We start from the raw sequence: 18,669 nt of genomic DNA, 5'->3' as shown, positions 1-18,669 counted from the left end.
GGATAGTCCGAGGGTGACCGAACAGGCGATGCCAGACCAGCCAATATCGGGAAACCCGCCGGTCAGTGCCCGCGCGCTCCTCTCCCATCGCGCCTTCCTGTTCTTTCTGCTCTCGCGCAGCCTGTCGCGTTTCTCCAGCCAGATTGCGGCGGTCGCGATCGGCTGGCAGATCTACGATCTCACCGGCTCGGCCTTCGACCTCGGCATGGTCGGCCTCGTGCAATTCCTGCCCACGGCGCTGTTGGTGTTCGTCGCCGGCCATGCCGCCGACCGCTACGAGCGCAAGCGCGTGGTCCAGCTCTGCCAGCTCGTGGAAGCCGCGACCGCGCTCTATCTCGGCGTCATCACCTATCTCGGCCTGGTCAGCGAAGTTCAGATTTTCGTGGCGACCTTCGTGCTGGGCATTGCCGGGGCCTTCGAAAGTCCGACCACTGCTGCGCTGCTGCCGGCGATCGCGCCGCAGGGCTCGCTCCAGCGCGCCACCGCCGTCTCCAGCGGAGCGGCGCAGGTCGCGACTATTACGGGGCCGGCGCTCGGCGGTTTTGCCTACGCGGTCGCGCCGCATCTCGCCTACACCGTGATGGTGCTGTTCTGGATCTTCGGGATGATCCTGACCGGCTTCATCCGGCCGCGCCCGCAGGCGATCGCCAAGGATATCGCGGGCGCCGACAATATCTTCGCCGGCGTCCGCTTCATCCGCAGCAATCCTGCGATCCTCGGCACCATCTCGCTCGATCTGTTCGCGGTGCTGTTCGGCGGCGTCACCGCGCTTCTGCCGATCTATGCCCGCGACATCCTCCAGACCGGTCCGATGGGGCTCGGGATCCTGCGCGCCGCGCCTGCGGTCGGCGCGTTGCTGATGACCATGGTGCTGGCCCGTCACGCCATTTCGCGGCACGTGGGCCTGCGCATGTTTCAGGCCGTGATCGTGTTCGGCGTCGCAACAATCGTGTTCGCTTTGTCGTCCTGGATGTGGCTGTCGGTGCTCGCGCTCGCCGTTCTCGGCGCGGCCGATACGATCAGCGTCGTGATCCGCTTCTCGCTGGTGCAGCTCGCGACCCCCGACGAGATGCGCGGTCGGGTCGGTGCGGTGAACTTCCTCTTCATCAACGCCTCGAACCAGCTCGGCCAGTTCGAGAGCGGGGTCGCCGCCGCATTGTTTGGCGCCATGCCGGCAGCCGTGCTGGGCGGCGTCTGCACGGTCGCGGTGGCGCTGTTGTGGATGAAGCTGTTTCCGAGCCTGCGGCAGGTGGAAAGCTTGGAGTAGGAGCTCGCTCGTTCTCTCCCCGTCATTGCGAAGCAATTTTGCGCTGGTGCGACGAAGCAATCCAGAATCTTGCCACAGCGGTAGTCTGGATTGCTTCGCTGCGCTCGCAATGACGATTGTTGAAGCAGTGCGGAGATTTAGCCGACTTCACGTCCGCTTGCGGAGCGAGGCCGCAACCCCATGCCGCCTACTGTGCATGGGGTTGTTTTCGCGTTTTTTATTCAGCCCCGTCCCACGAACGGCATCTTGGTTGCCATGACGGTCATGGTCAGCACGTTGGCATCGAGCGGCAGGCCGGCCATGTAGGCGACGGCGTCGCCGACCGCTTTCGCATCCATGCGCGGCTCCTGCTTCGACGTGCCATCGGGCTGCAGCACGCCCGGGCCGTTGACCATGCGGTCGGTCATGGGCGTTGCGGCGTTGCCGATGTCGACCTGCCCGACCGCGATGTCGTACATGCGGCCATCGAGGTTGGAGGCCTTGGTCAGGCCGGTGATGGCGTGCTTGGTCGAGGTGTAGGCGGCCGAGAACGGCCGCGGCGCATGCGCCGAGATCGAGCCGTTGTTGATGATGCGGCCGCCGCGCGGGCTCTGGTCCTTCATGATGCGGAAGGCGTGCTGGGTGCACAGGAACGGGCCGGTGAGGTTGGTGTTCACCACCGCCTGCCACTGCTCGAGGCTGAGATCCTCGAAGTTCACCGGCGGCGCGCCCATGCCGGCATTGTTGAAGAGCACGTCGAGCCGGCCGAAGGTGGCCTTCACCTTGTCGAACAGCGCGGCAATCGAGTCCGGCTTGGTCATGTCGGCGGTGACGCAGAGGCTTTTTCCCGCGGGGCCGAGCTTGGCCGTCTCCTCGAGCATGTCGGGCCGGCGCCCGACCAGCACCACGGTGAAGCCTGTGTTCATCAGGGCCAATGACGCAGCGCGCCCGACTCCGGTGCCGGCGCCCGTCACCACTGCGATCTTTTTCGCTTCACTCATCGTTTCCTGCCTTTTCTCTTGAGCTGTCAGGTTTTGGATTCTTTTTCGTTCTTGTAGGGCGGCCGTGGAATGTTCTGATGCGCGGCGCGCAAGGCCGCCGACCAGCGCGAGCGCAAATCGTGGAAATAGGGTTCGCCCGCCTCGATGCGGTGATTGAGATCGGCCTCGCAGGCGTCGGCGCGCACCACCAGCACGTCGATCGGCAGGCCGACGCCGAGATTCGAGCGCATGGTCGAATCCATCGAGATCAGCCCGGTCTTCAGCGCCTCGTAGAGTTCGACGTCGTAATGCATGGCGCGGTCGAGCACCGGCTTGCCGTATTTGTGCTCGCCGATCTGCAAATAGGGCGTGTCGGTGGTGCATTCGATGAAATTGCCGGCGGTGTAGACCATGAACAGTCGCATGCGCGCGCCGTTGATCTGGCCGCCGAACAGGAAGGACACATCGAACGACACGTCCTCTGATTTGAGCGCCGGGCCTTCGGTCGCGTGCACGGCCCGGATCGCCCGGCCGATGCGCTGGGCGGCCTGGAACATGGTCGGCGCGTTCATCAGCGTCTCGATCTCACCCGTGTTGGGGTCTTCGAGGCCCTCGGTCAGCGTCGAGAGCACCGATTGGCTGATCGCGAGGTTGCCGGCGCTGGCGATCGCCATGATGCGGTCGCCGGGCTTGGAGAAGATGTGGAGCTTGCGGAAGGTCGAGACGTTGTCGAGGCCGGCATTGGTGCGGGTGTCGGCGATCATCACCAGACCGTCCCGAACCAGAATTCCGCAACAATAGGTCATTTCCAGTCCCCGAACGCGTTTGCGCGGAATTACTAGCCAATTTCAAGGGCCGCTCCAACCCCCGATTGCCGAGGGGCGGCAGGGTGGAGCTGTGCGCGGGCGAGGGGCTTGCTTGGCGCGGTTCAGCTCTGCCGCTGGGACTGCGATTGCGACTGGCCGCCGCGGCCGGCCTGCTCGACCTTGACCGTCACCGACAGCGTCTCCGCGCCGCCGCCATAGCGGGTGCCGCGCACGGGGGCTGCGCCGAGATAATCGAGCCCGATCGCGACGCGGACATGGGCGTCGGTGGCGCAGATGCTGTTGGCGGGATCGAAGCCGACCCAGCCGAGACCGTCGACATAGGCCTCCGCCCAGGCATGGCCCGCGTCCTGATGCACCGTGCCGTCGGAGCGCAGGAAATGGCCGGAGACGAAGCGCGCCGGCACGCCGCCGCTGCGGGCGCAGGCGATGAAGATGTGCGCGTAGTCCTGACAGACGCCGCGCTTGAGCGTGAACGCTTCCGCCGCCGACGTGCCGCTGTTGGTCGGGTCCTCGTCGAACGTCATGTGATCGCTGATTTGCGTCATCAGCGTGTGCAGGAAGCCGAGCGTGTCGCTCTCGGCCTCGCTGCGCAGCTGGCGCGCGACCGCATGCATCGCCGGATTGACCGTGGTGAGGTCGGTGGCGCGCAAGAACATGCCGGCCGGAAAGCGCTCATCGGCGCCGCGGAGAACGCCGCCGGTGTCGTGGGTCTCGATCAGGCCCTCGGCGGTGATCTTGATGTCGCCGACGGGTCCGCAGGACAGGACATGGGTGACGTTGCCGAACGCATCCTCGTGGGTGTCGAGCTTGGTGTCGGTCGACACGTCGATCTGCCACTCCGCCACATATTGCCCGTCATGGCTGCCGGGCGTCATGCGCAGGATCTGGATCACGCTCGTGGCCTGCGGCTCGTAGCGATAGGTCGTGGTGTGCAGGATTCGCAGGCGCATGGTGGACCGTTGTTGTCGCGTCATCGATCCGGGCTAGCCCTGCGGGCGTCCCCGGAATGACAGCAGTATCAGATCAAATACTGCTTCGTGATGATTTCGCCCAGTCTGGAATTGTCCGAGATGAATTCCTGAATGAATTCATGCACGCCATGCTGGAAAATGTCGTTCATATTGCTGTGTTCCAGCCGGTTGCGGATGCCGCGGGCATGGCGCTGGGCCGGGCCCTGGCGGCCATAGGCGACCCCGATCTGATCGAGATTGCGCACCAGATTGCCGTAGCAGCTTGCGAGCGAACGCGGCAGCGAATCGTTGAGGATGAGCAAATCCGCGATCAGCCAGGGTTTCAGTGTTTCGCGATAGACCCAGTGATAGGCCGTCAGTGCCGAAACCGAGCGCAGGATCGAGGTCCACTGGTAGAAATCGAGCGGGCCGCCGACATGCTCCTCCTCGGGCAGCAGCACATGGTATTTCACGTCGAGAATGCGCGCGGTGTTGTCGGCGCGTTCGAGATGCAGGCCCATCCGCGAGAACCAGTACGCGTCGTTGCGCAACATGGTCCGGTAGGCCGAGCCGTCGAAGCGCAGCGAGGTCTCCTGCACGAAGCGCAGGAATTTTGCGAGGTCCTCGCGCGTGGAGGTCCCTCTGCTCCAGACCTCCTGCAATTCGATCCAGGCCGAGTTGATGGTGTCCCACATCTCGCTCGTCAGCGCTGTGCGCACCGAGCGCGAATTCAGCCGCGCCGCCTCGATGCAATTCCTGATCGACGACGGATTGTCCGCCGAGAACGAGAGATAATCGACGACGTTGTGCTCGTTGGCTTCTTCGTACTGCTGATAGAAGCTTGCGGCGACGCCGGCAGTCAAAAGCGCTGAGTCCCATTCGTTGGTCTTGCCGATATAGGCGGCGGGAAGCGCGGTGACGCGCAGCGTCGCATCGATGGTGCGCGCGAGATACTCGGCCCGTTCGACGTAACGGGCGAGCCAATAGAGGTTTTCGGCGGTACGCGACAGCATCTCTCTACTCGTCCAGGATCCAGGTATCTTTGGTACCGCCGCCCTGGCTCGAATTCACCACCAGGGAGCCTTCCTTCAGGGCAACGCGTGTCAACCCGCCGGGCACGATCGTGGTGCTCTTGCTGCCGGTGAGCACGAACGGCCGCAGGTCGACGTGGCGCGGCGCAAGGCCGGATGCCGTGCAGGTCGGGCAGGTCGAGAGCGCTAGCGTCGGCTGCGCAATGAAGCCTTCGGGCTCGCGCTTGAGCTTTTCGCGGAAGGCTTCGATCGTCGCCTTGGTCGCGGCAGGACCAATCAGCATGCCGTAGCCGCCGGAGCCGTGCACCTCCTTCACGACGAGTTCGCTCAGATGGTCCAGCACATAGGCGAGGTCCTTCGGCTCGCGGCAGCGCCAGGTCTGCACGTTTTTCAGAATCGGCTCCTCGCCGAGATAGAATTTTACGATGTCCGGCATGTAGGAGTAGATCGCCTTGTCGTCGGCGATGCCGGTGCCGACGGCGTTGGCGAGCGTGATGTTGCCGGCCGCATAGGCCGACATCAGCCCGGGCACCCCGAGCGCGGAGTCCGGCCGGAAGGTGAGGGGATCGAGGTAGTCGTCGTCGACGCGGCGGTAGATCACGTCGACCCGTTTCACGCCCTCGGTCGTCCGCATGAACACTTCGTTGTTCTTGACGATGAGGTCGCGGCCCTCGACCAGCTCGATACCGAGCTTGTCAGCGAGGAAGGAGTGCTCGTAATAGGCCGAGTTGTAGACGCCCGGCGTCAGCAGCGCGACGGTCGGCTCGCCGGAGGCGCTTTGCGGCGCCACCGAGCGCAAGGCGGATAGCAGCTCGTCCGGATAGCGTTCGACCGGCGCCACCCTGTGGCGGGCGAACAGGTCCGGAAACAGCCGCATCATGATCTCGCGGTTTTCCAGCATGTAGGACACGCCCGAGGGCGTGCGTGCATTGTCCTCCAGCACGATGAAGTCCTCGGCATCGACCCGGACGATGTCGATGCCGGCGATGTGCACGTAGACGTCGTGCGGCACCTGCTGACCGTTCATCTCCGGGCGGAAGACCGGGTTCTGAAAGATGAGGTCGTCGGGCACGATCTCTGCGCGGAGGATGTCGCGGCCGTGATAGATGTCGCGCAGGAACATGTTGAGCGCGCGCACGCGCTGCTTCAGGCCCTTCTCCAGCAGCGACCATTCCTTGCCGGACATGATCCGCGGGATCACGTCGAAGGGGATCAGGCGCTCCGTCGACTCGGAGTCCCCATAGACCGCGAAGGTAATGCCGATGCGGCGGAACAGGAGCTCGGCCTCCTGGCGGCGATATTCGAGCGCCTCGGGAGGCGTCTCCTTGAGCCAGCGCGCCAGCTCCTGATAGGCAGGGCGAAGGTCCCCACCGGGAATGTTCATTTCATCAAACGCGACTGCCATAGATCCCGACTTGTCTCCGCAAGGCGTTGCGCCATTCGACAGGCCGCGAGGCCTTGGTGAAGACCGCAACGTCCTGGCCATGCGGCAAGAGTGCATGACTTTCATGCGGTAGCAAGGGCCGGGCCAGCGCGATAAGCATGGGGAGAGGACATTTGCCGGGGACGGCCGGCGGCTTGCCTGAAAAAATGGCTGAGGACTGCTTATTTCGGCAGCAAAAGCGCGTGACTTCAACGCGTTACCTCGGCAAAGTCGGGCCGATAGGTGAGGGACTTGAGGTATGAGCGAGATCGTCACGGCGGGTATTCTGGTCATTGGGGACGAAATCCTGTCCGGCCGGACCAAGGACAAGAACATCGGCTTCATCGCCGAATACCTGACCAATATCGGCATCGACCTGAAGGAGGTCCGGGTCGTCTCCGACGACGAGCCCGACATCATTGCCGCGTTGGATGCACTGCGGCATCGCTACACCTATGTCTTCACCACCGGTGGCATCGGGCCGACCCATGACGACATCACCGCTGATAGCGTCGCCAAGGCGTTCGGCGTCGGGATCGACCATCATCCGGAGGTGGTCGCCCGTTTCCGCGAGCGCTGGAGCGAGCAGGACCTCAACGAGGCCCGCCTGCGCATGGCCCGCATTCCCGATGGTGCCGAGCTGATCCAGAGCGCCACCATCCTCGCCCCCGGGTTCAAGATCGGCAATGTCATCGTGATGGCGGGCGTGCCCTCGATCATGCAGGCGATGATGGACATCGTCTCGCCCAAGCTGAAATCGGGCGTGCGCATGCTCTCCGAATCGGTCCGCGCCAATGCGCGGGAAGGTGACATCGGCAGCCCGCTGCGGGCGATTGCCGCCCAACATCCCGACACCATCATCGGCAGCTATCCCTTCATGGATGAAGAGCAGAAGCCGAACACCAATCTGGTGGTGCGCTCGCGCGATGCGGACAAGCTCGCAGCCGCAATGGCGGCGGTGAAGGAAATGCTGGCGGGATTGAACATCACCCGCTAGCAACCTAGCTGCCGGCAGACGAAGCAGGAGACGACGATGGCTGGTGAAGCACCGGAATTAAGTGCGGAGGAACGGGCGGGCCGCCCCTTTCCGGTCTCGTGGGACCAGTTCCACCGAGATTGCCGGGCACTGACCTGGCGGCTCAATGAGGTTGGTCCGTTTCATGCGGTGATCGCGATCACCCGCGGCGGCCTTGTGCCGGCCGCTATCGTGGCGCGCGAGCTTGGCGTGCGCGTGATCGATACGGTCTGCATCGCCAGCTACGACCACGACAAGCAGGGCGACCTCAAAGTGCTGAAGGGCATTTCCGAAGACGTGATGAAGCTCGGCGGCGGCACCGGCAAGGGGCTTTTGATCGTCGACGACCTCGTGGATACCGGCAAGACCGGCAAGCTGGTGCGCGCGATGCTCCCCGACGCGCATTTCGCCACCGTCTACGCCAAGCCGAAGGGACGTCCGCTGGTCGATACCTTCATCACGGAAGTCTCGCAGGACACCTGGATCTTCTTCCCCTGGGACACCGCGCTGTCCTATCACCCGCCGCTTCGCGACGGAGCGGCGTGATTATCGCCGTCATTGCGAGCGCAGCGAAGCAATCCAGAAATGTGTCCGCGGAAATAGTCTGGATTGCTTCGTCGCTTCGCTCCTCGCAATGACGGGCGGAGGCGACCATGCCCCTGCAAAACCGCGTCACGCCGACCGGCGAGATTATCGCGACACCGCACCGCGGCCTGTTCACCGGTAACCGCGGCATCATCCATGATCCCGCGACCAAGACGCTATTGAAAAAGCGCTGGTCGTCGCCGGCTTGGATCGTTTGCCTGTGTGAATTCCGCGGCTGGCGGCGGCCGGTGATGGCGCGACGGAGCTGGACCGAGCTGTTCTTTCTTGACGAAGCCACGGCCTTTGCCGCAGGCCATCGTCCCTGCTTCTTCTGCCGCCGCGATGATGCCAGGCGCTTTCGCGTTGCATGGGAGACGGGCAACAGTGCAAGCGGCATCAGCGCCAAGGCGATGGATGCCGTACTGCATCGGGAACGGCTCGATCGCGGCAAGAAACGGCTGCATGCGCTGCCGAGGCCGCTCGTGGAATTGCCGGACGGCGCGATGGTCCAACAGGGCGATGATTGCTTCCTCGTCGCGCAGGGCAGGACGCTGCTGTGGTCACCCGCGGGCTACGCCCCGCATAGCAGCGCCCTCGATCACCCGCTGTTGCTGACGCCGCCTTCCACCTTGCGCGCGATCATCGCTGGATATCAACCTGTGCTGCATCCGACCGCACGCCCCTAGCGCAGCGGCTTACCGTTTTCATCGACTGTCGTGCTCCACCATCGCCTCGCAATTGCGAAGCACGGAACGATCCTCACCGCACGCCGGCAGCGCGATCGCCGCAAGCGTCGCAATAACGAAAGCGGATCGGTCACAGCCTTAACCCAGCTTCTCGCGTGCCAGCGCGGCACCGGCCCCGAGCGCCATCAGCTTGGCTTCGGCGATCTCGCGCCGCATCGGCGCCATGCCGCAGTTGGTGGTGGCGATGATGTTGCTCTTGGGCACGAATTTCGACACTGCGTCGATCACCTGCACGACATCCTCGGCGGTCTCGACCGTGTCGCTGGCGACGTCGATCACGCCGGCCTGCACGATCTTGGACTTGAGCAGCGCGAGCAGGTCGAGCGGTACCTTCGAGTTGCGGCACTCGATCGCGACCTGCTGGATCGGGCTGGCGTCGATCGCGGGAAAGATCTGCTCGTACTGCCGCCATTGCGCGCCGAGCGTTTCCTTCCAGTCGGTGTTGGCCTTGATGCCGTAGCCGTAGCAGATGTGCACGGCGGTGGCGCAGGTCAGGCCCTGCGCGGCGCGCTCCAGCGCCTTGATGCCCCAGTCGTTGACCTCGTCCATGTAGACGTTGAACGCGGGCTCGTCGAACTGCACGAGATCGACGCCGTCGGCCTGCAGCGCCTTGGCTTCCTCGTTCAGGAGTTCGGCGAACGCAAATGCCATCTTGACGCGGTCGCCATAGTAGCGATCGGCAATGGTGTCGATGATGGTCATCGGGCCGGGCAGGGTGAACTTGAGCTTCTTCCTCGTGTGAGCGCGGGCGACGCGCGCCTCGTCGGCGTGGACGCGGCTCTTCAGCCGGAGCGGGGCGACAACCTGCGGCACCATCGCCTTGTAGCGATCCTTGCGGATTCCCATCTCGACCTTGTGGGCGAAATCGATGCCCTCGATCTTCTCCAGGAAACCGTGGACGAAATGTTGCCGGGCCTGCTCGCCCTCGGTGACGATGTCGATGCCGGCATCCTCCTGGACTTTGACGGCAAGCATCGTCGCATCGCGCTTGGCGCGGGCGAGCTCGTCGCCCTGCGACTTCCAGGGCGCCCAGAGCATGTTGGGTTCGGCGAGCCATTCCGGCTTCGGCAAGGAGCCGGCGATCGTGGTTGGAAACAGCATGGCGGCCCTCACGGCGGGTTATGATTGCGCCCCTTCCTGCCATGTCTTAACGTCGAGGTACAGAACAACAAAAGTCGCCTTGAAACCGGCGGCGCCGGCCCGGAAACGCCATGATCGAATTTTTCTTCGACTGTTCCAGCCCCTGGACCTATCTCGCCTTCCACAACATTCAGCCGCTGGCCAGGGAGGTTGGCGCGGAGATCGTCTGGCGGCCGATCCTGGTGGGCGGCATCTTCAATACGGTCAATCCAAGTGTCTACGCGCAGCGTGAGACACCGGTGCCGCTGAAGGCGCGCTACATGAAAAAGGACCTTGCCGACTGGTCGCGCTCGGCCGGCCTCGCGATCAAGATGCCGCCGACGGTATTTCCGGTGAACAGCGTGAAAGCGATGCGTGGCTGCATCTGGCTCGGGCAGGACTCGGTGCCTTTCGCCACGGCGGTGTTCGAGACCTACTGGGGCGAGGACAAGGACATCTCGCAGGACGCGGTGCTCGCCGAGATCTGCAGGAAGGTGGGCGTCGACGAGCAGAAATTCTTCGCGGGCATTTCGGGGCAGGGGATCAAGGATCAGCTCAAGGCCAACACCGAAGAAGTCGTCGCCCGCGGCGGCTTTGGCTCGCCGACGATCTTCGTCGGCAAGACCGACATGTATTTCGGCAATGACCGCCTGCCGTTGATCCGCGAGGCGCTGCTGCGCGGCAAGGCGAGCGCGGCCTGATGGTGCGGGCTGTCGTCTGCCGCGCGCTCGGCGCGCCCGAAAAATTGCAGCTTGAAGAGTTTCCGTCGCGCGACCTGAAGCCGGACGAAGTGCGCGTCGCGATCCGTGCCGCCGGCCTGAATTTTCCCGACGTGCTGATGGCGGCCGGCGAATACCAGCTCAAGCCGGAGCTGCCGTTCACGCCGGGCGTGGAGGCAGCCGGCGACGTGACCGAGGTCGGCGCGGGCGCGAGCGGCGTCGCCGTCGGCGACAAGGTCATCGTCAAGATGCGGCACGGCGCTTTCACGGATGAAGCCGTGGTGATCCCGTCGCAGCTCACGCCGATGCCATCGACGTTCGACTATGCGGAGGCTGCGACCTATCTCGCCGGGCACGGCACCGCCTATCACGCGCTGATCGACCGCGGCCGGCTCGAGCCGGGCGAGGTGCTGCTGGTGCATGGCGCCGGCGGCGGCGTGGGCCTTGCTGCCGTCGAGATCGGCAAGATGCTGGGCGCGACCGTGATCGCGACGGCGTCCAGCGACGAAAAGCTCGCGATCGCCAAGGCGCGGGGCGCCGATCATCTCGTGCGCTACGACCGCGAGCCGTTTCGTGATGCCGTCAAACGGATCACCGACGGTCGCGGTGCCGACATCGTGTTCGATCCCGTCGGCGGCGAAGTGTTCGAGAATTCGATGCGTTGCATCGCCTGGGGCGCACGGCTGCTGGTGATCGGCTTCACCGGCGGCATCGGCTCGGCGAAAACCAATCTCCTGCTGATCAAGGGTGCCAGCGTGCTCGGCGTGCGAGCGGGCGAAGCGGTACGGAAAAATCCCGCGCTCGGCGAGAGCAGGCTGAAGGCGTTGCTCCAATGGGCCGAAGAGGGCAAGCTCCGGCCCAACGTCTCGCACCGCCTGCCGCTGGAGGAGGTTGCGAAGGCGATGCGGCTGTTGCTCGACCGCAAGGCGATCGGGCGCGTGGCGTTGTTGATGGAGTGACGGTGTCGTAGGGTGGGCAAAGGCGCGTGAGCGCCGTGCCCACCATTTATCGGCAGCCGTGACAAGAAGGGTGGGCACGCTTCGCTTTGCCCACCCTACGATGCCTTACTTGTACTCCCGCTCCGTCCACCACGGGAAATAATCCGGCATGTCGCTCGACACCTTGTTCTTGAACTGAGCCGGGCGCTTCTGCAGGAACGACACCACGCCTTCCTTCACATCGTCCGAGCGGCCGCGGGCGTAGATGCCACGGCTGTCGACCTTGTGGGCCTCCATCGGATCGTCGGCGCCCATCATGCGCCACATCATCTGGCGGATCAGTGCCACCGACACCGGTGCCGTCTTCGCCGCGAATTCCTTGGCGAGCGCGCGGGCGGTCGGCAGCAGATCATCGGGGGCTACGACCTTGCTGACGAGGCGTCCGGCGAGGGCTTCCTGCGCCGGGAAGACGCGGCCCGAATAGCACCATTCCAGCGCCTGCGAGATGCCGACGATGCGCGGCAGGAACCAGCTCGAGGCGGCCTCCGGCACGATGCCGCGCTGGGAGAACACGAAGCCGAAGCGCGCGGCGTCGGAGGCGATGCGGATGTCCATCGCGAGCTGCATGGTGACGCCGATGCCGACCGCGGGACCGTTCACCGCAGCAATCACAGGCTTGAGGCATTTGAAGATGCGCAATGTCACCTGGCCGCCACCGTCGCGCACCTGGGAATCGCTGTAGTCGACCTTGCCATCGGCAAAGCGCTTCACTGGCCCGCGCCGGGCATCGCGATCGAACGTATCCGCGCCCGACGAAAGATCCGCGCCCGCGCAAAAGCCGCGGCCGGCGCCTGTGACGATGATGGCGCGGACGTCGTCGTCCTTGTCGGCTGCGTCGAACGCGTCGATCAGCTCTCCTTGCATCTGCGCGTTGAAGGCGTTGAGCTTGTCGGGCCGGTTCAGCGTGATGGTGAGGATCTGCTCGGCGATTTCGTATTTGATCGTCTCATACGCCATGGTGGTTCCCTTCCCTGTCCTGAATTCTGTCTCTAAGAGACGTCATGCATGAACGCCAGCTTCCGTCTTGTGCGGACTGGGCGTTTGGTGGCCAGGCTCTACTTCGCCGGCGGGCTAGGCCAGGGCTTCTGTGGCCCGCGCAGGCTCTCAAAAGCCTTGGCCATGCCGAGCACGCCGATATCGTCGAAGCGGCGGCCGACGATCTGCACCCCGATGGGAAAACCCTTGGCGTCGAAGCCGCCGTTGATGGAGATCGCCGGGTTCTCCGACATATTCCACGGGACGGTATAGGCGATGTGCTCGAACGGCTTCATGGGATCGTTGGTCGGCGAGGCCCACTCCGCCGGATAGTTCACGTTCGGCGCGGTCGGCGAGATCACATAGTCGAGCTCGCAGAACAGCTTTGATGCCGCCGCGCGGATTGCCATGGTCTGGTTGAAACCACGGATGACGTCGACGCCCGAGAGCTTTGCGCCGGACTCGCCCCACTTGAAAATGTAGGGCAGCACCTTTGCCTGTTCGGCGGGCGTCAGCTTCGACAGATCATCCCACATCCGTGCGCGCCAAAAGTTGTCGAGGCCGTCGAGCATCTCGCGCGTGAGGATGCCGTCGACTTCGGTGACGACGGCCCCTGCGGATTCGAACGCTTTCGCCGCCTTCACAGCGACCTCGCGCACCGGTTTCTCCAGCGCCATGCCAACGCCGGGATCGAGCATCAATCCGATGCGGAGTTTGCGCGGGGATTTCTCCAGCCCCTTCCAGTTGAGGGGCTCCGCGGGCAGGCTCGTGCCGTCGCGCCGGTCGGGTTTCGCGATCGCGCTCATCATCAGCGCGCAATCGTCGACGGTGCGGGTCATGGGACCGGCAACGCGGCCGACATAGGCGGGATCGATCGGCACACGGCCAAAGCTCGGCTTCAGTCCGACGAGGCCGCACCAGCCGGCGGGCAGACGGACCGAGCCGCCGATATCAGTCCCGAGATGCAGCGGGCCATAGCCGGCCGCGGCCGCGGCGCCCGCGCCGGCGCTGGAGCCGCCTGGATTTTTGGAGAGGTCCCAGGGATTACGCGCCAGCGCGTGGAAAGAGGACAGCCCCGAGGACAGCATGCCGTAGTCGGGCATGGTGGTCTTGGCGAAGATGATCGCACCGGCTTCGCGCAGGCGCGCCGCGGGTGGTGCGTCCTTCTCCGCCGGCACGAGCTTGACGCTGGCCGCGCCCAGCGGCACCGGCACGCCTTTGGTTGCGATGTTGTCCTTCACAGTCACCGGCACGCCGTCGAGCGCTCCGGACGGCTCGCCCCCGGACCAGCGTGCGGTCGAGGCCTTCGCGGCCTCGCGCGCTCCGTCGGGATCGCATGCATAGAGCGCCTTGAGGTGCGGCTCCCACGCGGCGACGTGCGCGAGCACGTCTTCCAGCACCTCGCTCGGCGAGAACTGCTTGGCGCGATAGCCCGCGATCAGATCGACCGCGGAGAGATCGTGCAGCGAGGTGACTTCCTCTTCGACACCCTTTTTATGCATGGGCACCCACCGGCATCCGGGTCTCGATGATCCGGGCGAACATGCTGGCACCGATCGGCAGGATCTTGTCGTCGAGCACGAAGCCGGGATTGTGCACGGGCACCGAGCCGTCGTGGCCGACCCAGAAATAGGCGCCCGGAATGGTTTGCAGCATGTCGGCGAAATCCTCGCTGCCCATCTTCGGCTGGGCACGGGTGATCACGTTGGCGGGGTCGACGATGGTGCGCGCGACGTCTTCGACCACCTTGGACTGCTCGAGCTGGTTGACCAGCACATCGAACGTGTCGCGGATGTCGACGTCGATCACGCACTGATAGGCGCTCGCGATGCCAGCGCAGATCGTGCGAATGCGTTCGCTGATCAGGGTGCGGACTTCTTTCGAGAAAGTGCGGATGGTGCCACAAAGATGCGCCTCGCCGGGGATGACGTTGTACGCGGAACCGGCGTGAATCTGCGTGATCGAAACGACTGCGGCCTGCAGCGGCTCGACGTTGCGGCTGACGATGGTCTGGATCGCCTGCGCCAGCGTGGTCGCGATGATCACAGCGTCCTTGGAGCGTTCGGGCATCGCGCCATGCGCGCCATAGCCAGTGATGCGGAGATCGAAGAAGTCGGCGCTGGCCATCGCGGGGCCGGGCAGGATCGCGATCTCGCCATGGTTCAGGTCGGGCGCGTTGTGCAGGCCGTAGAGCTCGTCGCAGGGAAACTTCTCGAACAGCCCGTCCTTGATCATCGCGCGGGCGCCGCCGAGGCCTTCCTCTGCCGGCTGGAAGATCAGGTGCACTGTGCCGTCGAAGTTCTTGGTTTCGGCGAGGTAGCGCGCGGTGCCGAGCAGCATGGTGGTGTGGCCGTCATGGCCACAGCCGTGGAAGCGGCCCGGGATTTTCGAACTCCATTTCAGATTGGTGTTCTCCTCCATCGGCAGCGCGTCCATGTCGGCGCGAAGCCCGATCCGCTTGCCGCTCGAACCCTTGCCCTTGATGACGCCGATTACGCCGGTGCCGCCGAGACCGCGATGCACCTCGATGCCCCAGCTCTTCAGCTTGTCGGCAACGATGCCGGAGGTGCGCACTTCCTCGAAGCCGATTTCCGGATGGGCGTGGAGGTCGCGCCTGATGGCTGTGAGTTCGTCGGCATAGCCGTCGATGCGGTCGATCGTGGGCATGTGTTCTGTCCAGTTAGCGTGAGGAGGGAGTGAAAACCGGGCCGTTCGGCTTGATGCGGATGCCCGGCCGCAGGCGCGTCCACGGCAGCGTAGCCGTGTCAGCGGGCATCGCGCCGGGGGCAGCGCAGATCATCAGCTTTTCCGCGATCGGCTCGAAGTCGGCGCGGAAGTGCACCGAGCTCTTGTTGACCAAAATCTTCTGTTCGGTCGGCTCGATGCCGACATAGCGGTACATGGCCTGGTCGGCGAGCTGCGCCTTGTGTGAGCTCACGACGATTCGGACGTCGCCGATGCGAAGGCAGGCGGACGGGCCCATCTCCATCTCGCGGCCGCCATAGTAGGGCCCGGGCGCGATGAAGCGGCCGTCGGAAAGTTTTTCGACGACGAAGGTCTCACGATAGGGCTCGTCGCCGGGAATGCCCGACTTGCCGCCGAGCGACAGCGTCACGGTGGCGCCGACGCCGGCTTCATGCGCGGCTTTCGCCGATGCCGGATCGTAGATCGCGCCCGTCGCAGCACTCGCCTTGTTGCGTACCAGCGCGCGTAGCATGCCGGTGGTGTCGGAATCGCCGCCGGCGCCGGGATTGTCCTGGGTGTCGGCGATGATGATCGGCTTGCTCGCGCTCTTGGAAAGCTCCATGGCGTGGCGGACGCCGTCATCGGGCGACCAGATCTTGCCGTCGAAATCGTCCTCGTGGCTTTCGATCAGCTTGACGATCGCATCGGCCGCGCGGTCGGCATCGGCTTGGGTCTTGCCATAGGCAAACACGCTCGGCCCGCAATCGCGGAAATCGGCGGCGGGGAAGCCGGGCGCGAAGGACAGCGTCGGAACCGCGTCGCTCTCCAGCGCGGCAAGCTTTTCGTAGATGCCCTTGGTCGGCTGGTCGTTGGTGCACTGCCAGCTGATCGGAATCAGGAACGGCAATTGCCGGAAGGCCTTTGCGAAACGCTGCCTGGTGTTCAGGAGGAGCGCGAGATGTTTGGCCGAGGCGCGTCCGGTCTCGGCCATGTCGACATGGGGATAGGTGCGGTAGGCGATCAGCGCGTCCGCATGCTCCATCATCTCGGGCGTGACGTTGGCGTGCAGGTCGAGGCTCGCGACCAGCGGAATGTCCTTGCCGATGACGCGGCGCACGCGGGCCAGAATCTCGCCTTCGCCATCGTCGAGATGTTCCGTGACCATCGCGCCGTGCAGATCGAGATAGACGGCGTCGATCGGGCCGGCGGCTGCGATGCCGTCGACCATCGTCTTGACGATACGCTCGAAGGCGTCCCTGGTGACATGCGCCGAGGGGCTGGCGCCGCAAGCGATGGTCGGGATGAGTTCCCAGCCGAGGGCCTCGGCGCTGTCGACGAAACCGGCGAGGCCGACATTGATGCGGCGCATCACCTTCAGCACGTCAGGTCCTTGCGTCATCGCCGGCCAGCCGCCGCCGTGCTGGAAGTCCGCGAACGTCGCCTTCGTCGGAGCGAAGGTGTTGGTCTCGTGCAGGAAGCCGCCGACGGCGATACGTGTCATCAACTCAAGTCCAGCAATTGAAAGTGCGCGACGTTAGCCCTGTGCTTGCGGCGAGAGCAAGCCGGGAAGCAATCGCGCCATGCATGGCGTCAAGCCGTTTTGGGAATGCTTGTCGCAACCGCCGTCATTGCGAACGCGGCGAAGCAATCCAGGTTGTCCCCGCGGAGGGATTCTGGATTGCTTCGCTGCGCTCGCAATGACGAGGAGAGAGACTAGGCGCTGGCCGCCACACCCTCCGACACCGGCCGGAAGTTCGCAAAATCCCAGCCGCGGCCCGGCGCTGCCTCGAGCAGGGCTCTGGTGTACGCCTCCTTCGGATGCGTCAGCACTTCAGCGGCCGGGCCCTGCTCGACGACGCGGCCGTGCTGCATCACCACGACCTCGTCGCAGATCTGCGCTGCGACGCGCAGATCGTGAGTGATGAACAGGATGGCGATGCCGAGCCGCTGCTGGATCTCGTCGAACAGTTCTAGCACCTGCGCCTGCACGGAGACGTCGAGGGCGGAGACCGCCTCGTCCGCGACCAGCACGTCGGGATCGAGCGCGAGCGCGCGGGCGATCGCAATGCGCTGACGCTGGCCGCCGGAGAACTGGTGCGGATAGCGCGCGACCGCATCGGCGGGCAGGCCGACCAGCTCGAGCAATTCGCGGGCGCGCTTCATTGCGTCGGTATGCGACGCGCCGTAATTGATCGGGCCTTCCGCGATGCTTTCGCCGACGTTGACGCGCGGGTTGAGCGAGCGGTAAGGGTCCTGGAATACGATCTGGATCTTCTTGCGATGCGGCTGCAACAGCCGCCGCGAGATGTCCGAGATCTCGCGGCCGGAGAGGCGCACGCCGCCGGAGGTCGGGTCGATCAGGCGAACGATGCAGCGCGCTACGGTCGATTTGCCTGAGCCGCTCTCGCCGACGATGCCGAGCGTGCGGCCCTTGCGCAGCGTCAGCGTGACCTTGTCGGCGGCGACGACTTCGCGGCCTTTACCGAAGAACGCGCGCTCGCGATAGACCTTCCCAAGCTCGTTGGCCTCCAGCACCACCGGTTCCTTGGTCTCGGGCCGCGCCGCGCGCGGCACCAGGCTCGGCACTGCGGAGAGCAGGTTGCGGGTGTACTCCATGGTCGGATTGCGCAGGATGGAATCCAGCGTTCCGGTCTCGACCAATCGGCCCTGCCGCATCACCGCGACTCGGTCGGCGATCTCGGCGACCACGCCCATGTCATGGGTAATGAACAGCACGGCGGTTCCGTGATCCCGCTGGAGGTCGCGGATCAGGGTCAAAATCTGCTTCTGCGTCGTGACGTCGAGCGCGGTGGTCGGCTCGTCGGCGATGAGAAGCTTCGGTTCGAGCACGAGCGCCATCGCGATCATGATGCGCTGGCGTTGACCGCCGGAGAGTCGGTGAGGGTAGGAGGCAAAGATACGCTCGACCTGGGGCAGGCGCACCTGCTCCATCATGTCGAGGATGCGCTTCTTGCGCGCCTTCGCATCGAGTTTGGTGTGCGCGCGGAGAACCTCGTCGATCTGGCGACCGACCGGCATCACCGGATTGAGTGCCGTCATTGGCTCCTGGAAGATCATCGCCATCCGCGTCGCGCGGAGCTGCCGCAGGCGGCGGTCGGTCGCGGTGAGAATCTCCTCGCCGACCAGCTTGACGCTGCCGCCGGTCGGAATCAGCGTGCCCTTCGGCAGCAGACCCATCGTGGTCAGCGAGGTCACGGACTTGCCCGAGCCGCTTTCGCCGACGAGGCACAGCGTCTCGCGCTCATGCACCTGGATCGAGATGCCCTCGATGATGTTTGCAGCATTCGGCTTCTTGCCGACGGAGACGACGAGGTTGTTGATGTCGAGGATCGGGCTGGTCATCACTTGA

Annotated in this window: 17 protein-coding genes; 6 read left to right on the top strand and 11 right to left on the bottom strand. The window is 64.7% G+C overall.

What is annotated here, in order from left to right:
- Positions 1–28 precede the first annotated feature (28 nt).
- On the top strand, positions 29–1,267 hold the full coding sequence (locus IVB45_RS23825) for an MFS transporter (RefSeq protein WP_247362287.1): 1,239 nt from the start codon (positions 29–31) through the stop codon (positions 1,265–1,267).
- A 221-nt stretch (positions 1,268–1,488) separates the two neighbouring features.
- On the opposite strand, the gene IVB45_RS23820 is transcribed toward IVB45_RS23825, so the two are convergent.
- From IVB45_RS23820 to IVB45_RS23800, 5 genes are all read right to left on the bottom strand, one after another.
- Positions 1,489–2,247, bottom strand: a complete 759-nt coding sequence (locus tag IVB45_RS23820; protein WP_247287184.1) for an SDR family oxidoreductase — start codon at positions 2,245–2,247, stop codon at positions 1,489–1,491.
- A gap of 26 nt (positions 2,248–2,273) precedes the next feature.
- Positions 2,274–3,032 (bottom strand): proteasome-type protease, encoded by a 759-nt coding sequence (locus IVB45_RS23815; protein ID WP_027567755.1) that lies wholly within the window; start codon positions 3,030–3,032, stop codon positions 2,274–2,276.
- Between the two features lie 122 nt (positions 3,033–3,154).
- Positions 3,155–4,003 carry a transglutaminase family protein gene (locus IVB45_RS23810; protein ID WP_247362284.1) on the bottom strand — a complete coding sequence of 283 codons (849 nt, stop codon included), beginning with the start codon at positions 4,001–4,003 and terminating at the stop codon, positions 3,155–3,157.
- Positions 4,004–4,071: 68 nt separating this feature from the next.
- A complete protein-coding gene (locus IVB45_RS23805; RefSeq protein ID WP_027567757.1) occupies positions 4,072–5,016 on the bottom strand; it encodes an alpha-E domain-containing protein in 945 nt (314 codons plus the stop codon).
- A 4-nt stretch (positions 5,017–5,020) separates the two neighbouring features.
- Positions 5,021–6,439, bottom strand: coding sequence for a circularly permuted type 2 ATP-grasp protein (locus tag IVB45_RS23800; protein ID WP_027518749.1), 1,419 nt, complete (start codon positions 6,437–6,439; stop codon positions 5,021–5,023).
- A 277-nt stretch (positions 6,440–6,716) separates the two neighbouring features.
- On the opposite strand from IVB45_RS23800, the gene IVB45_RS23795 reads away from it, so the two are divergent.
- From IVB45_RS23795 to IVB45_RS23785, 3 genes are all read left to right on the top strand, one after another.
- Positions 6,717–7,454: a molybdopterin-binding protein gene (locus tag IVB45_RS23795; protein WP_027567758.1), complete on the top strand. Its 738-nt coding sequence runs from the start codon at positions 6,717–6,719 to the stop codon at positions 7,452–7,454.
- Between the two features lie 36 nt (positions 7,455–7,490).
- On the top strand, positions 7,491–8,018 hold the full coding sequence (gene gpt, locus IVB45_RS23790) for a xanthine phosphoribosyltransferase (RefSeq protein ID WP_007602504.1): 528 nt from the start codon (positions 7,491–7,493) through the stop codon (positions 8,016–8,018).
- Between the two features lie 107 nt (positions 8,019–8,125).
- On the top strand, positions 8,126–8,743 hold the full coding sequence (locus tag IVB45_RS23785; protein WP_247362281.1) for a hypothetical protein: 618 nt from the start codon (positions 8,126–8,128) through the stop codon (positions 8,741–8,743).
- Positions 8,744–8,881: 138 nt separating this feature from the next.
- Here the strand turns inward: IVB45_RS23785 and IVB45_RS23780 are convergent, their stop codons facing one another.
- Positions 8,882–9,904, bottom strand: a complete 1,023-nt coding sequence (locus tag IVB45_RS23780; RefSeq protein WP_247362278.1) for a methionine synthase — start codon at positions 9,902–9,904, stop codon at positions 8,882–8,884.
- A 110-nt stretch (positions 9,905–10,014) separates the two neighbouring features.
- On the opposite strand from IVB45_RS23780, the gene IVB45_RS23775 reads away from it, so the two are divergent.
- Entirely contained in the window at positions 10,015–10,623 is a 609-nt protein-coding gene (locus tag IVB45_RS23775; protein ID WP_247362275.1) for a 2-hydroxychromene-2-carboxylate isomerase, read from the top strand.
- Positions 10,623–11,600, top strand: a complete 978-nt coding sequence (locus IVB45_RS23770) for an NADPH:quinone oxidoreductase family protein (protein WP_247362272.1) — start codon at positions 10,623–10,625, stop codon at positions 11,598–11,600. Before IVB45_RS23775 ends, IVB45_RS23770 begins: the two co-directional genes overlap by 1 nt.
- 105 nt (positions 11,601–11,705) lie before the next feature.
- Here the strand turns inward: IVB45_RS23770 and IVB45_RS23765 are convergent, their stop codons facing one another.
- From IVB45_RS23765 to IVB45_RS23745, 5 genes are all read right to left on the bottom strand, one after another.
- A complete protein-coding gene (locus IVB45_RS23765) occupies positions 11,706–12,596 on the bottom strand; it encodes a crotonase/enoyl-CoA hydratase family protein (RefSeq protein ID WP_247362268.1) in 891 nt (296 codons plus the stop codon).
- A 98-nt stretch (positions 12,597–12,694) separates the two neighbouring features.
- Positions 12,695–14,116 carry an amidase gene (locus IVB45_RS23760; protein ID WP_247287175.1) on the bottom strand — a complete coding sequence of 474 codons (1,422 nt, stop codon included), beginning with the start codon at positions 14,114–14,116 and terminating at the stop codon, positions 12,695–12,697.
- Positions 14,109–15,281, bottom strand: a complete 1,173-nt coding sequence (locus IVB45_RS23755; protein WP_247287174.1) for a M20 aminoacylase family protein — start codon at positions 15,279–15,281, stop codon at positions 14,109–14,111. Before IVB45_RS23755 ends, IVB45_RS23760 begins: the two co-directional genes overlap by 8 nt.
- 13 nt (positions 15,282–15,294) lie before the next feature.
- Positions 15,295–16,800 (bottom strand): M81 family metallopeptidase, encoded by a 1,506-nt coding sequence (locus IVB45_RS23750; protein WP_247287173.1) that lies wholly within the window; start codon positions 16,798–16,800, stop codon positions 15,295–15,297.
- Positions 16,801–17,012: 212 nt separating this feature from the next.
- Positions 17,013–18,662: an ABC transporter ATP-binding protein gene (locus IVB45_RS23745; protein WP_247362799.1), complete on the bottom strand. Its 1,650-nt coding sequence runs from the start codon at positions 18,660–18,662 to the stop codon at positions 17,013–17,015.
- Positions 18,663–18,669 lie beyond the last annotated feature (7 nt).

Origin of the sequence: Bradyrhizobium sp. 4, from assembly GCF_023100905.1 — a bacterium.
In the GTDB taxonomy this organism is placed as follows: domain Bacteria; phylum Pseudomonadota; class Alphaproteobacteria; order Rhizobiales; family Xanthobacteraceae; genus Bradyrhizobium.
This window is presented reverse-complemented; position numbering and strand designations above follow the sequence as displayed.